The sequence below is a fragment of the Actinoplanes sp. NPDC049802 genome (genome assembly GCF_040656595.1).
In the GTDB taxonomy this organism is placed as follows: domain Bacteria; phylum Actinomycetota; class Actinomycetes; order Mycobacteriales; family Micromonosporaceae; genus Actinoplanes.
Map to the genome: position 1 here is coordinate 97667 of NZ_JBFAMR010000023.1, position 14563 is coordinate 112229.

17 protein-coding genes are annotated in these 14563 nt (G+C 72.8%); 9 read left to right on the forward strand and 8 right to left on the reverse strand.

Annotated elements, in window-relative coordinates; all coding sequences use genetic code 11:
* The first annotated feature begins 130 nt into the window (after window positions 1-130).
* On the forward strand, window positions 131-1264 hold the full coding sequence (locus AB0I88_RS18255; protein ID WP_361025212.1) for a glycosyltransferase family 39 protein: 1134 nt from the start codon (window positions 131-133) through the stop codon (window positions 1262-1264).
* Between the two features lie 81 nt (window positions 1265-1345).
* On the opposite strand, the gene AB0I88_RS18260 is transcribed toward AB0I88_RS18255, so the two are convergent.
* Both AB0I88_RS18260 and AB0I88_RS18265 read right to left on the reverse strand, forming a co-directional pair.
* Window positions 1346-2887 (reverse strand): histidine kinase N-terminal domain-containing protein, encoded by a 1542-nt coding sequence (locus tag AB0I88_RS18260; RefSeq protein WP_361025215.1) that lies wholly within the window; start codon window positions 2885-2887, stop codon window positions 1346-1348.
* A 119-nt stretch (window positions 2888-3006) separates the two neighbouring features.
* A complete protein-coding gene (locus tag AB0I88_RS18265) occupies window positions 3007-4041 on the reverse strand; it encodes an SIS domain-containing protein (RefSeq protein WP_361025218.1) in 1035 nt (344 codons plus the stop codon).
* 118 nt (window positions 4042-4159) lie between these two features.
* Here AB0I88_RS18265 and AB0I88_RS18270 point away from each other — a divergent pair, with 118 nt between their 5' ends.
* Window positions 4160-5743 (forward strand): tetratricopeptide repeat protein, encoded by a 1584-nt coding sequence (locus tag AB0I88_RS18270; RefSeq protein ID WP_361025221.1) that lies wholly within the window; start codon window positions 4160-4162, stop codon window positions 5741-5743.
* Here AB0I88_RS18270 and AB0I88_RS18275 read toward each other — a convergent pair.
* Window positions 5740-5961 (reverse strand): biotin/lipoyl-binding carrier protein, encoded by a 222-nt coding sequence (locus AB0I88_RS18275; protein WP_361025224.1) that lies wholly within the window; start codon window positions 5959-5961, stop codon window positions 5740-5742. The two genes, AB0I88_RS18270 and AB0I88_RS18275, sit on opposite strands and share 4 nt — an antisense overlap.
* A gap of 66 nt (window positions 5962-6027) precedes the next feature.
* Here AB0I88_RS18275 and AB0I88_RS18280 point away from each other — a divergent pair, with 66 nt between their 5' ends.
* Window positions 6028-6174, forward strand: a complete 147-nt coding sequence (locus tag AB0I88_RS18280) for a hypothetical protein (RefSeq protein WP_361025227.1) — start codon at window positions 6028-6030, stop codon at window positions 6172-6174.
* A 50-nt stretch (window positions 6175-6224) separates the two neighbouring features.
* Here AB0I88_RS18280 and rsrA read toward each other — a convergent pair whose 3' ends face one another.
* From rsrA to AB0I88_RS18305, 5 genes are all read right to left on the reverse strand, one after another.
* Complete coding sequence (rsrA, locus tag AB0I88_RS18285; RefSeq protein ID WP_361025230.1) at window positions 6225-6497, reverse strand: mycothiol system anti-sigma-R factor; 273 nt, start codon at window positions 6495-6497, stop codon at window positions 6225-6227.
* Window positions 6498-6501: 4 nt separating this feature from the next.
* Entirely contained in the window at window positions 6502-7329 is an 828-nt protein-coding gene (locus AB0I88_RS18290) for a sigma-70 family RNA polymerase sigma factor (RefSeq protein ID WP_361025233.1), read from the reverse strand.
* 46 nt (window positions 7330-7375) lie between these two features.
* A complete protein-coding gene (locus AB0I88_RS18295; protein ID WP_361025236.1) occupies window positions 7376-8023 on the reverse strand; it encodes an alpha/beta family hydrolase in 648 nt (215 codons plus the stop codon).
* Between the two features lie 17 nt (window positions 8024-8040).
* The gene (locus AB0I88_RS18300) at window positions 8041-8436 is read right to left on the reverse strand and encodes a WhiB family transcriptional regulator (protein ID WP_361025239.1); all 396 of its coding nucleotides are present in this window, start codon (window positions 8434-8436) and stop codon (window positions 8041-8043) included.
* A gap of 192 nt (window positions 8437-8628) precedes the next feature.
* Window positions 8629-9306, reverse strand: a complete 678-nt coding sequence (locus AB0I88_RS18305) for an SOS response-associated peptidase (RefSeq protein ID WP_361025242.1) — start codon at window positions 9304-9306, stop codon at window positions 8629-8631.
* 288 nt (window positions 9307-9594) lie between these two features.
* Between AB0I88_RS18305 and aroA the strand changes: the two genes are divergently transcribed.
* From aroA to AB0I88_RS18335, 6 genes are all read left to right on the forward strand, one after another.
* Window positions 9595-10878 (forward strand): 3-phosphoshikimate 1-carboxyvinyltransferase, encoded by a 1284-nt coding sequence (gene aroA / locus AB0I88_RS18310; protein ID WP_361025245.1) that lies wholly within the window; start codon window positions 9595-9597, stop codon window positions 10876-10878.
* 2 nt (window positions 10879-10880) lie between these two features.
* Window positions 10881-11942, forward strand: a complete 1062-nt coding sequence (rsgA, locus tag AB0I88_RS18315; RefSeq protein ID WP_361025271.1) for a ribosome small subunit-dependent GTPase A — start codon at window positions 10881-10883, stop codon at window positions 11940-11942.
* A 115-nt stretch (window positions 11943-12057) separates the two neighbouring features.
* A complete protein-coding gene (gene hisN, locus AB0I88_RS18320; RefSeq protein WP_361025248.1) occupies window positions 12058-12858 on the forward strand; it encodes a histidinol-phosphatase in 801 nt (266 codons plus the stop codon).
* A gap of 165 nt (window positions 12859-13023) precedes the next feature.
* The gene (locus tag AB0I88_RS18325) at window positions 13024-13740 is read left to right on the forward strand and encodes an anti-anti-sigma factor (RefSeq protein WP_361025251.1); all 717 of its coding nucleotides are present in this window, start codon (window positions 13024-13026) and stop codon (window positions 13738-13740) included.
* 30 nt (window positions 13741-13770) lie between these two features.
* Window positions 13771-14328, forward strand: a complete 558-nt coding sequence (locus AB0I88_RS18330) for a DUF5709 domain-containing protein (protein WP_361025254.1) — start codon at window positions 13771-13773, stop codon at window positions 14326-14328.
* 33 nt (window positions 14329-14361) lie between these two features.
* On the forward strand, window positions 14362-14563 hold a 202-nt coding region (locus AB0I88_RS18335), incomplete at its 3' end, for a hypothetical protein (RefSeq protein ID WP_361025257.1).

Consider the following 14563-nt stretch of genomic DNA (forward strand, 5'->3'; position numbering starts at 1 on the left):
CCAGATTTCGGGAGTGTGCCGAGTCGCACAAGGCCAACATCTTGTAACAGTTGACACCTAAGCTGTATGGCTACTCTCCGTGAGTGGCGCACTACGTCCCGGAATTGCGACACTCGGGCCGGAGGCGCTCATGCTCGATCAGGCCGCCCACGACGACTCACCGACCCGGCCGCTCTCCGGCCCGCGCCGCTCCTCCGCGCGCCGGCTGGCCACCCTGCTCCGGACCTGGGCGCCGTCCCTGCTCCCGGCCGTCACCATGCTGCTGGTGGGCCGGATCGGGCTGACCGTCCCGGCGCCCGGCCCGCGCGAGGCCCTGACCGCCGGGTCCCCGGCCGCGATCGTCGAGGCCGGTCGCGGCGCCGACGCCGTGCTCGTTCCGTATCAACTGTTCCTGCACTACTGGAGCCTGCTGGCCGGCGAGACGGTGTTCACGCTGCGGGCGCCGTCACTGATCGCCATGGCGCTCGCCGCCGGATTCACCGGCGAGCTGGGCCGGCGGCTGCTCACCCCGGGCGCCGGGCTGTTCGCCGGACTGCTGCTGGTCGCGCTGCCGGCCACCAGCCGGTACGCCCAGGAGGCCGGGCCGCACGCGCTCGCCCTGTGCGCGGCCACCGCCGCCACTCTGCTGCTCTACCTGGCCCTGGACCGGCCGGGCGCGCTGCGCTGGCTCGGGTACGGGCTGGCTCTCGCGGTGGCCGGGCTGGCCCATCCGGTGACCCTGCTGGTGTTGGCGGGGCACACCTACACGGTGGTGTCCCGGTGGCGGCTCAGCCGGGTGCGGTCGCTGTTCTGGTGGTTTCCGGTGACCCTGCTGGCGCTGGTGGCACCGGCCCCGCTGATCTCCCTGGGGGTCCGCCAGCACACCGGCCTCTTCCTCTACCGGCCGGGCACACCGTGGGAGCTGCTGCGCTCCGCCCCGGAGGCGTTCTTCGGCGCCGCCGCCGCCGGGCTCCTGGTGGCCGGCCTGGCCCTGGCCGCCCGCTGGCCGGACCCGGCGCTGCTGCGCGAACTGGCGGTGCTCGGCGTGCTGCCGCCGGTGGCGCTGCTCGCCGCGTCGTTCCTGACCGGGCCGCTGTGGGCGCCGCGCCACGTGCTCTTCGCCCTGCCCGCGGTGCTGCTGCTGGCCGCGGCGGCGATGCACGGGTTGCGGCTGCGCGCGGTGGTGGCGCTGGTCCTGGTGGCCGTTCTCGGGCTGCCCCAGCAGCAGGCGCTGCGGCAGCCCGGCAGCCACCTGGTCGGCGCTTCCCGAGCAGCCGCGACGTAACCCGGCAGGCGCCGCGCCGGCCGGATCAGCGCTTTCCGAGCAGCCGGATCGCGTAACCCGGCAGGCGCCGCGCTCGCCGGATCAGCGCTTTCCGAGCGGCACCACCAGCACGGCCTCGGTCCCGCCGACGGCCCGGTTGCGCAGCTCGATGCTGCCGCGCAGCTCACCGGTGGCCAGCGCCCGGACGATCTGGAGGCCGAGACGGTTGCTGCCCTCGAACTTGAAGCCGTCCGGTAGACCGCGCCCGTTGTCGGCCACCGTGACGTGCAGTTGTTTGCGGAACCGGTGCGCCGAGACGGCCACCTCGCCGTCGTGGTCCGCGGGGGCGGCCTCGTCGTCCTCGGGCTCGGGGAAGCCGTGCTCGACCGCGTTGATCAGCAGCTCGTTGAGGACCATGACGAGGGAGGTGGCGATCTCGGCGGGCAGCACGCCGAAGGTGCCCTCCCGGCGGATCCGGACCGGGGAGCCGGTGGTGGCGACCTCGGTGGCGGCCTGCGCCACCCGGTCCACGATGCCGTCGAACTCGACCGCCTCGTCGCTGGACATCGAGAGGGTCTCGTGGACCAGGGCGATGGAGGCGACTCGGCGGACCGACTCCTCCAGCGCCATCCGGGCCTCCGGCGCGTCCACCCGGCGGGCCTGGAGGCGCAGCAGCGCCGCCACGGTCTGCAGGTTGTTCTTCACCCGGTGGTGGATCTCCCGGATGGTGGCGTCCTTGGTCATCAGCGCCCGTTCCCGGCGGCGCACCTCGGTCACGTCCCGGACCAGCACCAGCGCGCCGATCGGCACGCCGGCGGGCAGCAGCGGCAGCGCCCGGGTGAGCACGGTGGCGCCGCGCGCCTCCACCTCCATCCGGGCCGGGAACTCGCCGCGCAGCGACGCCAGGATCCGTTCGGCCGCGTCGTTGCCCTCCAGCGGGTCGCCGGAGAGCCGGCTGGAGAGCTTGGCCAGTTCCTCGCCGACCAGGTGCGCGTTGAAGCCGAGCCGCCGGTAGGCGGACTGCGCGTTCGGGCTGGCGTAGGTCACCTTGCCGGAGGCGTCCAGCCGGATCAGCCCGTCGCCGACCCGGGGCGCCGAGGTGACCTCCCCGGGCAGGCGGGGCGGCGGGAACGTCCCGTCCGCCACCATCTGCGCCAGGTCGTCGGCCGTGGTCAGATAGTTGAGCTCCAGCTGGCTGGGGGTGCGCGCGGTGCTCAGGTTGGTGTCCCGGCCGATCACCGCGATCACCTCGCTGAGCGCCTCCTCCAGGTCGGTGGCGTCGCGCAGCCGGACCGGGATGGCCTCGTGCCGGGCGGGGGTGTCGCCGTACCAGACCGGGTCGCCCTCCCGCCAGATCCGCTCCTGGGTGATGGCGACGTCGAGGTGCGCCACCTCCGGCCCGCCGACGATCTTGCCGACCTGGTCGTCCTGGTACGCCGTCGGCGCCGTGGTCGGCCGCACCTGGGCGACGCAGAGGAACTCCCGCGGCTGTCGCGGCTCCCCCTTGATCGGCACCCAGAGCAGCAGGTCCGCGAAGGAGAGATCGGACAGCAGCTGCCAGTCACCGGCGATCCGGTGCAGGTGGTCGATGTCGGCGGGGCTCAGGGCGGTGTGTTCTTCGACGAGGTCACGCAGCGTGGACACCGGCCCAGCCTAGGCCCTGCCTCGCGGATCGCGTGGGAGCGCGACGAGGTCCAGATGGTGGCCGGCGCCACGTGGGCCACGCCGCGGCCGCGCGGGATCCGCGAGACGGGGCGTGGCCGCTAAAGAGTGGTGGTGACCTTCTTGAGACCGCGGGGAGCGTCCGGATCCTCGCCACGTGCCAGCGCCAGGGCGAGGGCGAGCTGCTGGAGCGGCAGGATGTCGAGCATCGGCGAGTAGCGCTCGTCGACGGGCGGCACGGCGAGCCGGGCGGAGGCGCCGGGCACGTCGGCCGCGCCGATGGTCACCACGTCGGCGCGGCGCTCGCCGAGCCGGGCCACCACGTCGCGCATCGACCGGCCGCCAGGTCCTTCGCCGACCACCGCGAGCACCGGCACATCCGGGTCGGCCATGGCGAGCGGGCCGTGCAGCAGGTCGGCGCCGGAGAACGCGAGGGCCGGCAGGTAGGAGGTCTCCATCAGCTTCAGGGCGGTCTCACGGGCGGTCGGGTACGCATACCCCCGCCCGGTGGTGACCAGGCTGGAGGCGAACCGGTAGCGCTGCGCCAGCTCCTCCGCGGACCGGTCGGCGAGCACCCGCTCGGCCAGGCCGGGCAGCTCGGCCAGCGCGGACCGTTCCTCGGCGGGCAGCCGGCCGTCCCCGGCCCGGATGCCCTCGACCAGCATGAGCAGGGCGAGCAGCTCGGCGGTGTAGGTCTTGGTCGCGGCGACCGCCCGCTCGTGACCGGCCGCCACGTCGATGGACAGCTCGGCGGCCCGGGCCAGCGGCGACTCCGGGTTGTTGGTGATCGCCAGGGTGAGCGCACCGGTCTCGCGGGCCACGTTGAGCACCCCGGCGAGGTCGGGTGAGCCGCCGCTCTGGCTGACGCCGATGACCAGCGTGCCGGTCAGGTCGGGGCGGGCGCCGTAGAGCGTGATGGCGCTCGGGGAGGCGCTGGCCACCGGCAGGCCGAGCCGGATCTCGGCGAGGTAGGCGCCGTAGAGCGCCGCGTGATCGGACGTGCCGCGGCCGACGAAGAGGATGCTGCGCGGCGCCCGGCGGGCCACCTCGGCGGCCACCTCGGCGATGGCGCTGGACGGCCCGTCCTCCAGCAGCCGTGCGAAACCGGCGGGTTGTTCGCCGATGTCCGATGCCATCCCCTGGCCTGGTTGTGTCACGTGATCCTCCCATTTCCGCGCGGTACCTGCGCAATCTGTGCGCAGTCTTGCAAGAAACAGCTTACTAAGTCAAGGTTTCGCGCACTAATGAGCAAACATGAGGACTGACAACGGGGCGGCACTTCCCATAGGGTCATCAGTCGTGGAATCCCCCTCGGCCCACCGTGACCTCGCGCGTGCTCGTGACGCCCTCGAGCGCGGCGAAATCGCGTCCGCCGCCGGGCACATCGCCGCCGCGCTGGCCCACGCACCCACCCTGCCGGACACCCACGAGCTGCTCAGCCGCTTGGCGGCACGAGCCGACGGCGGGCTTGACCTGTTCCCGGTGGAGCCGCACGCGCCGGCCGGCCGGCTCGCCGCCCGCGCCCACCTGCTCGCCGCCGCCGGACACCCCGAGGAAGGGCTGGCCCTGCTCGCCGCGGCCAGCGGGCACGACCCGGCGCTGGACTGGGCCGGGGTGCCCTGGGTCGGTGACCCGGCCCTCGGCGCACGCGTCGACCCGGGGGTGCTCGCGCGTACCGTGATGCGGCTCTGCACCGCGGTCGGCGATCCGGCACCGGCCGGCGCGGTCACCACGCTGCGGCCGTACCTCGAGGTCGTCCGGCACGCGATCGCCGCGCACGGCGAGCACGGCATGCTGCTCGGTGCCGGATCCGCGCTGGCCCGCCGGCTCGGCGAGGTGCGGCTCGCCGTCGACTGGGCCGGGCGGGGCTCCCGGGCACAGCCGTCCAAACTCGCCGAGATCTGGTTGGGGTACGCGTACCGAAGCGCCGGACGGATGCCGGAGGCGCTCGCCGCCCTGCGCCGTGCCGTCGCCTACGACCCCGACGACCTCTCGGTGTACGCCGACGTCGCCGCCACCCTGGCCGACCTGGGCCGCCTCGACGAGGCGCTGCGCTGGACCGAGCTCGCCCTGGAACGCGACCCGGACTTCGACTGCGTGGTGCACACCGCCCACCGGCTGCGCTACCGCGCCGACGGCGACGTCACCCACCTGGTCGAGCTGGCCGACTTCGTCCGCGACCACCCGGACGACGCACACGAGCACACCGATCTGGAGGAGTGCTGCCGCGACACGCCGTGGCTGGGCGGGCTCCCCGCCGGGGCGCCGCTGCCGGCCGGCCGTGCCCCGGTCAACGCGGAGCCGTCCGGTGACGCGCTGCACCGGCTCCAGCGGATCGCCGGCCCGACCTGGCCGCACCCGCCGGGCGCCTACGACCGGGCACTGGGACTGGTCCTGGTCGAGCCGTGGGAGCTGCTGGCCCTGCTGGCGCACCCGGAGACGGCCCGCGCCGGCCAGCAGAACGGCCTGGAGGTGTGGGCCTGCCTCGGCCTGCTGCACCACGGGACCGAGGAGCCGTGGCCGGAGTCGAGCCGCCGCCGGCTGCTGCTAGGGCTCCTCGACGGCGACGTGGACCGGGTGACCCAGGCGGCGCTGTTCGCGCTCGTCGCCTACGCCTGGGTGGATCCGCGGGCACGGGCCGACGTGGCCTCCGTGGTGGCGGCGAGGCTCACCGAGACCGCCTCCGGGCGCAACGCCCGCGCGGTCGCCGAACTGGCTCTGGCCGCGCCCGCCCTGGACCGGCCGACCCGGGAGCTGGCCGCCGCCACCATCCGGGTCCCGGCCGTCCCCCGCCAGCGGGGCAAGGGGCGGTCGCTGCTGCGCTGGCGGCGCGACTAGGCCCTGTCGATCACGGCGATGAGGTCGCCCTCGTGGACCGTGTCACCCTCGTGGACGGCCAGCCGGGCGACCGTCCCGCCGGTCCCGGCCTGCACCGGGACCGCCATCTTCATCGACTCGAGGATGACCAGCGTGTCGCCCTCGGCGACGGTGGCGCCCGGCGTGGTCACGACCTTACCCACGTTGGCCACCATCTCGGCACGGATCTCGTCCGCCATGGTCGCGGCCTCCCTCATCCGTCGGCGCGGTTCGGTGAGGCTCATCAAACCACGGATCGGATGCGGGTGAGTCCGGTCCGGCCGGACCCGCCCATTACGATCGGCTGCGAGTCCAGCACCACGAACAGGAGTCGCGACATGGCCAAGAAGGCCCGCAAGAAGAAGGCCCGCAAGAAGAGCTCCGCCAACCACGGCAAGCGCCCCAACAGCTGAAACGAGAAGGCCCGGCGGATTCGCCGGGCCTTTCGCATGTCAGCGCCACGTCAGGGCAGGTACTCCTTGGTCTCGGTCTGCACTTCCAGCTGCCCGAGCTTGTGGCGCAGCCGGTCACGCAGCTCGGCCGGCGCCCGCTCGTCGCCGCAGCAGCGGCTGACCAGTGCCTTCACGTCGTGCTCGATGCCGAACTCACGGAGGCACCCGGCGCACTCGTCGAGGTGCTTCTGGATCAGGCGGCGACGGTCCTCCGAGCACTCCAGGTCCAGGTACAGGTAGACCTCGTCCAGGACGGTGCTGCAGTCGTAATCCTCGTGCTCCACGTCGTCACGCCCCCTGCGGCTCGGAGGTCGCGGTCCGGGTGATGCCCCGGTCCACCGCGTACTGCTCGAGCAGTTTGCGCAGGTTGCGACGGCCGCGGTGCAGCCGGGACATGACCGTGCCGATCGGCGTGCCCATGATGTCGGCGATCTCCTTGTACGAGAAACCCTCGACATCGGCGAGGTAGACGGCGAGCCGGAAGTCCTCCGGCAGGGACTGCAGCGCTTCCTTGATGTCGCTGTCCGGGAGCCGGTCGAGCGCCTCGGTCTCGGCCGACCGCAGACCCTGCGACGTGTGCGACTCGCTCGACGCGAGCTGCCAGTCGGTGATCTCCTCGGTCGGCGCCTGCACCGGCTGCCGCTGCTTGCGCCGGTACGAGTTGATGTACGTGTTCGTCAGGATCCGGTAGAGCCAGGCCTTGAGGTTGGTCCCCTGCTCGAACTGGTGGAACGCGGAGAACGCCTTCAGAAACGTCTCCTGCACCAGGTCCTCGGCATCGGCCGGGTTACGGGTCATCCGCAGTCCAGCGGCATACAGCTGGTCGACGAACGGCAACGCCTCACGCTCGAAGCGCTCTCGGCGCTCCTCGGTCCGTTCCTTCTGGGCCACCCTGGACTCCCCCCTCGACCGCCCCGCCGAGGATACGGGTACTGCCCGTGCAACGCTCTCGAAAACCGCGGGTGTGCTGACGCTCACCGACAGGTCCACCGGCGGAGCTCCGGCCGCGGGCCACTCGGGGGAGCTCAACAGGCTCCGCACCCGGTTCGCCTCCCGGCCGTCACGCTCGACGCACTCGGCACCGGTACGCACCACAGAACCCCTTCCCGCCGACATGTTTCCAGGTTGTGGAACGCCGGCGAGGGTGGCTCACATTCCCGATCTAGCGTGCCCAGGAATGGCGGCGGAGCCAGTCGATCACCACCGCCACCGACCCCGGAAGGTCTTTGCGCAGATCGTGCACGGCGCCCGGGCGGACGGCCACCTCGATCGCCCCGGACGGCTGCGGCACCCCGAACGGGTCCCGGTCACCGTTGACCACCAGTGTCGGCAGGCCGGTGGGCAGCTCCGCGGCCCGGCTCCTCTCCGGCTTTCCCGGCGGGTGCAGCGGGAAGGCGAGGGCGAGCACCCCCGCGGCCCCGAGGGTGGCCGCGGTCCGGCAGGCGACCCGCGCTCCGCTGGAGCGCCCGCCCACGATCAACGGCATCTCCGGTACGCCCAGCGCGCGCACCACCACGGTCCAGGCCTCGTCGAGGTGCCCGGCGGGCGCGGGCGCGCGACGGCCCGCCACCCGGTACGGCTGGGTGACCAGGGCCACCCGCATCCCCGCCGCCACCGCGGCGTCGTGCACCGCCACGAGGTCGGGCGCGTCGACACCACCCCCGGCGCCGTGTCCGAGAACGAGCAGGCCGAGCGTCGGGCCGGCCGGCTCGGTCACGGTCACGGCGGCGGGGCCGCGTGGCGTTTCGACGGTCGACGCGCGGCGGGGTGCGCGCTCCGGCGCCGGGGACTCGTCGTGGTGTCGTCGCACGACCCCGTTCTATCAGCTCAACGGCTGACCGGGAGCAGGGTGAGCAACCGGCGGTCCTCGGCGTCCGGTGAGTCGTCGATCTCCTCCCCGTTCGCCTGGATCCGCTCCCGCCAGGCCACCAGCATGGCCCGGCGCTCGCGTGGCGTGGTGCCGCCCCAGACACCGTGACAGTCGCCGACCTGGAGCGCCCAGGCCAGACATGGGCCCTGCACGTCACACGTGCCGCACAGGGCGACAGCGCCGCCGGACGGCTCGTTCGGTGCGGGAAAGAACGTCTCGGGATCCACGCTGCGGCAGGCGCCTCTGGTGCGCCAGGCCTCATCGGTACGTCGTTGCGCGATCGCCTCGAGCAGCCGCGGGTCGCGTCGCGCGATGGCAACCTCGTGCGGACGCGGCATGCGTGCTCGTGTCATCAGCCCACCTCCCCCGTGGGACCGGAACTGCATGTGGCGGCCGGGCCGCACCTTACGGTCCGGCACCACTCCGGCGCTGGTTTGTACCGCAGGGTACAAGATCAGAACAAGGGGGTGATCTATCTTGAAACAAAGTTGTCGATTCAGAATTGCCACATAAACCGACAAAGACCTGCGCTGATCTTCAATTGTTCAAAAAAGCGTTACCTGTGACGCCGCACTGATCAACTCGGGGCCGTTGTTGCGCACATTGCCGACCTCCGGCCCCACCGGACGAATCTCGATGGCCTCGAGCTCACGCTCGGAGAGCGGGCGCAGCAGCCGCTCCGGGTCGCCCCCTCCGGCCAGCCAGTCAGCCCACCGCTCCGGCGGAAGGATCAACGGCATCCGGTCGTGCACCTTGGCGAGGCCGCCCAGCGCCGCCGTGGTGACCACACTGCACGTCAGCACCGACTCCGGCCCCCACGCCGACCACAGACCGGCGAAGGCCAGCGGCGACCCGTCCGCCGGAGTCATGTAGAACGCCTGCTTCTCCTTGCCGTCGCGGACCCACTCGAACCAGCCGTCGGCCGGGACCAGGCAGCGCCGCTTGGCGAACGACGGGGCGAACGACCGCAGCTCGGCGACCGTCTCGGCACGCGCGTTGATCATGCGGGCGCCGCCCTTCAGGTCCTTCGCCCAGTGCGGCACCAGGCCCCAGCGGGCGGTGTCCAGCACCCGGCTCTCGTGCTCCTTCGACATCCGGACCAGCGGGACCGGGTCGGTGGGTGCGACGTTCCAACTGGCGCGCAACGGCTCGGCCACGTCGACGGCCTCGAACAGACGGCTGAGGTCGGCGTTGCTCCGGGTGGTCGCGTATCGCCCGCACATGGGCAGCACGGTACGCCGGTTTCGAACACTCGTCCGCCCCGCCACACGTTCGGCCGACCGTGCGGACCGTTTCGGCTCCCCCGGCGAACGTCCAGCCGGCCGTAAGGACCGCCTCAACACCCGACAACCAGCCGCAGACGTTCAGCCGGCCGTGAGGGCTGTTTCAACGCTCACGAAACCGCTCCGACGACCAGCCGGGTTCACACGGGCGGGCGGTCACACGCCGGACATGCCCCGGGGGACGGGAGGCGGCCCGAAACCGCCGCCGGCCGACGGCAGAATGGCGGCGTGACTCCAGAACCCCGCCCCTGGCTCGCCCCGACCGCCACCGGCCCGGTCGCCACGACCGTGCGGCTGCCCGGCTCCAAGTCGATGACCGCCCGCGCCCTGATCCTCTCCGCCCTGGCCGAGGAGCCCTCGGTGATCGAGGCGCCGCTGCGGGCCCGCGACACCGTGCTGATGGCGGCGGGCCTGGCCGCGCTGGGTGTCGCGGTGGACACCTCGTCGGACGACCGGTGGACCGTGACGCCCGGCCCGCTGCGTGGCCCGGCCCGGATCGACGTGGGGCTGGCCGGCACGATCACCCGGTTCCTGCCGTCGGTCGCCGCGCTGGCCGACGGACCGGTCGAGTTCGACGGAGACCCGCACATGCGGAAACGGCCGCTGCGCCCGATCGTCGCGGCGCTGCGTTCGCTCGGTGTGGCGGTCGACGCGTCGCCGATCGACGGACTGCCGCTGACCGTGCACGGCTCCGGCACGGTCGAGGGCGGCGAGGCGGTGATCGACGCCTCGGCGTCCAGCCAGTTCGTCTCAGGGCTGCTGCTGTCCGCTGCCCGGTTCGCCAAGGGCCTGACCCTGCGGCACGAGGGCCCGCCGGTGCCGTCCGCGCCGCACCTGCGGATGACCACGCACATGCTGCGGGCCGCCGGCGTCGTGGTGGACGACAGCGTGACCGACGTGTGGACCGTCCAGCCCGGCCCGCTGCGCGGGCGTACCTGGGTGATCGAGCCCGACCTGTCCGGGGCCGCGCCGTTCTTCGCGGCGGCCGCCGTCACCGGCGGCGCGGTCACCCTGGCGGGCTGGCCGGCCGACAGCTGGCAGCCGGTCGAGCAGGCCATCGGGATCTTCCGGGCGCTGGGCGCCGAGGTCACCCTCTCCGGCGCCGGCCTGACCGTGCGGGGCACCGGCACGCTGCGGGGCATCACGGCGGATCTCTCCGAGGTGGGCGAGCTGACCCCGGTGGTGGCGGCGCTCGCCGCGCTCGCCGAGGGCCCGTCCGAACTGCGCGGGGTGGAGCACATCCGGGGCCACGAGACCGACCGGATCACGGCCCTCGCCACCGAGCTGGGACGGATCGGGGCCGAGGTGACCGAGTTCCCTGACGGGCTGCGGATCGTCCCGGGGCCGCCGCGGGGGGCCACCTTCGAGACGTACGCGGATCATCGGATGGCGCACGCCGGAGCCGTTGTCGGACTCGCCGTGCCGGGCGTCCACCTGGCCGACGTAGGTTGTACGTCGAAGACGTTGCCCGAGTTCCCGGAACTCTGGGCGGGACTCGTGGCGAGGAGCTAGATCTGCCAGCGCGTAAACGGGAGTACGACGAGGACGATGTCCGCATCCGGCCGGGCCGCTCGTCCCGCCCGCGTACCCGGACGCGCCCGAAGCACGACGACGCCGTCGGCGCTCTGGTCATCACCGTCGACCGGGGCCGGTACGGCTGCGTCCGCGAGGACAGCGGCGACATCGAGGTGATCACCGCGATGCGGGCCCGCGAGCTGGGCCGCAAATCGGTGGTGGTGGGCGACCGGGTGGCCCTGGTCGGCGACGTTTCGGGGGCGCCCGGCGCGCTGGCCCGGATCGTCCGGATCAGCGACCGCACGTCGGTGCTCCGCCGGACGGCGGACGACGACGACAGCACGCCCGAGGGCCGGCTGGAGCGGGTGGTGGTGGCCAACGCCGACCAGTTGGTGATCGTCAGCGCGCTTTCCGACCCGCCGCCACGGACCGGCTTCATCGACCGGTGCCTGGTGGCGGCGTACGACGCGGACGTGGAACCGCTGCTCTGCCTCACCAAGGCCGACCTGGCCGGCCCGGAGGGGGTGCTCGGCTACTACGCCGAGCTGGACCTGCCGCACGTGCTGGTCCGTCCGGGCAGCGACCTGGACGAGTTGCGCGCCCGGCTGGCCGGCCGCATCTCGGTGCTCGTCGGGCACTCCGGCGTGGGCAAGTCGACGCTGGTCAACCGCCTGGTGCCGGACGCGCTGCGGGCGGTCGGCGCGGTCAGCGCGATCGGCAAGGGGCGGCACACCTCGACCAGCGCGGTGGCGTTGCGGCTGCCCGCGACCGGGCGGTCCCGCACGGACCCGGGCTGGATCGTCGACACACCGGGGATCCGGAGCTTCGGGCTGGCGCACGTGAGCGCGGAGAGCCTGCTGCACGGGTTCCCCGACCTGGTCGAGGGCACTGTGGAGGACCAGCCGAACTGCGGGCACACGGCCGCCGACTCCGACTGCCGACTGGACGCCTGGGTGGCCGAGGGGAAGGCCGACGAGCGCCGCCTGGCCTCGTACCGTCGCCTGCTGGCCTCTCGTGCCGGCGAGGGTGACGTGCGGGATCAGCCCGCGGAGGAGATCTGATCACCACACACCCGGCGAGGGCGACGTGCGGGATCAGCCTCTGCCGAGGCGACCTGATCTTGAGAAGGGGGAAACCCGGCGCGCTCACGCCCGCCGGATGGGCTAGCTTTTCGGCATGGCCGGATATGCCGACGATCTTGCGCTTGCCCACGTTCTCGCCGACTCGGCCGACACCATCGCGATGGCCCGGTTCCGCGCGCTGGACCTCAAGGTGGAGGCGAAGCCGGACCTCACCCCGGTGTCCGACGCGGACACCGCGGTGGAGAAGGCGATCCGCGCCACGCTGGCCCGGGCACGGCCACGGGACGGGGTGCTCGGCGAGGAGTTCGGCCGGTCGGCCGCGGCCGCCGGGCCGGGCAGCCGGCACTGGGTGATCGACCCGATCGACGGGACGAAGAACTTCGTCCGCGGCGTGCCGATCTGGGCCACCCTGATCGCGTTGATGGAGGGTGACACCCCGGTCGTCGGTCTGGTGTCCGCGCCGGCCCTGGGTCGGCGCTGGTGGGCCGGGCGTGGCCTGGGCGCGTTCGCCGGGAGGAACCAGCACTCGGCGACCCGGATCAGCGTCTCCTCGGTGCGCCGGATGGCCGACGCCAGCTTCTGCTACGCGAGCCTGAACGGCTGGGCCGACAACGGCCGCCTCGACCAGATGATTGACATCCTGCTCGGAGTGTGGCGCAGCCGGGCCTACGGCGACTTCTACGGTTACATGCTGCTGGCCGAGGGCGCCGTGGACGCGATGGCCGAGCCGGAGCTCTCGCTCTGGGACATGGCGGCGCTCATCCCGATCGTGACCGAGGCCGGTGGGAAGATCACCGACCTGGACGGCCGGCCCACCGCCGACAAGAGTTCGGTGATCGGCACGAACGGGCTGCTGCACGAGAGCGTGCTGACCGCGCTGGCCCGCCGGGGCTGATCCGCTCTTTCCCGCATACCGGCCCCGGGCCGGGGTACACCCCGGTCATGTCCGTCGTAGCGCCCTTTGCGGCTGACCACGGCACCGGATCCTCTAGCGCCGGAATACGAAACCCTCACGCGCCGAAATGCGAGGACGGGACGTGTTATGCACAATGGAGCGATCATGCCGAGCGAGGTTCGTCACCGGGTGGACCGTGACCAGAGCTACCCGCTGGTCCGGCTGACCGGGGTGCTCGACGGTGACACCGCCGCGCCGATCCGCGCGGCGCTGCTCACCGTGCTGGCCACCCAGCCGGAGGCTCTGGTGGTCGACGTGGCCGGGCTGCGGGTGACCCAGGCCGGCGCGGTCGACGTGCTGCGCGAGGTCCGCGAGCAGACCCGGGACTGGCCGGGCAGCCACCTGATGCTCTGTGACCCGGCCGAGGCCACGGCGTGGCAGCCCACCGGCTGGCCGGTCTGGCCCGATCCGGCCGGCGCCTTCGCGGCGCTCGGCACACCGGACGCCGGACAGCGGATCAGCGTCGGTCTGGATCCGGTGGTGGGAGCGGCCCGCCGCTCCCGGGAGGTGATCACCGAGGCGTGCGGGCGCTGGGACCTGCCACACCTGGCCGGTAACGCCTGCATCGTGGCGACCGAGATGGTCAACAACGTGGTGGCGCACGTCCGGACTCCGATGCGGTTCCTGCTGGCCCGGCACGGCGACACGATGAGCGTGGCGGTCCGGGACGGTTCCACCGTCGTGCCGCGGTTCACCGGACCGGTGCCGGCCTCGTCGTACGGTGGCCGTGGTCTGCTCCTGATCGACGCGGTGTCGGCCCGCTGGGGCCACTTGGCACTGGACGACGGCAAGGTGGTCTGGGCTCGCCTCGAAACGGCATGAGCGACCTCCCGGGTGGGTAGTCAACAGGGCATGCGAGACAACGACTACCCGGCTGAGGTCACCGATCCGGAGGCCTCCGGACTGCCAGACACCGCCGATGACGACTCGACCGCGTACGACGAGGTGAACAGCCCGCGGTGGAGCGACGGCCCGGACCCGGCCGCGCTCGCCGGCACCGGACCGGGTGGGTCGAACCGGTTCGGCGACACCGCCGAGGAGCAGCGCCGGGGCGAGTCACTGGACCGCCGGCTGCGCCAGGAGGAACCGGACTTCGGGGCCGAGCCGGCCAACCCGCCGCGCCGGGACCCGCTGGCCGAGACGGTAGACGATCCGGAGCGGCGCGACCTGGACCGGGACGTGTGGGGTCAGGGCCCGACGTCGGATCCACGGTCGCCGATCTCGCTCTACGACGACGGTCAACTGGACGACGACGATCCCCGCCGGGTGGGCCGTCTGGTCGCGCCGGACGGTGGTTCCGGCTGGGACGACGAGGCGGAGAGCATCGCGTACGACGCGGGCGCGGCCGGTGGCGGCGCCAGCGCCGAGGAGCTAGCGATGCACGAGACCCGTGGTCCGGACTACGACTGATCGGCCGTCCGGTCACGTTCCCATAAATCGATCTTGAAACACTTCCTTCCCGGTACGCCTGACGTCGTCCCGTCCGATTTTGATCGTTCCGTCCTCTCGGCGCGAGCTTGCGTTCGTGGTCCGGCCCGTGCCGCGCCCGCCGGGCTGGAGTCCGCCGCGCGGGGCGGGACCAGGAGCGAAAAGAAAAACAGCGAGAAAAAAACAAAAAAAGCGAGGGGGACGATGGGGGAGGCAT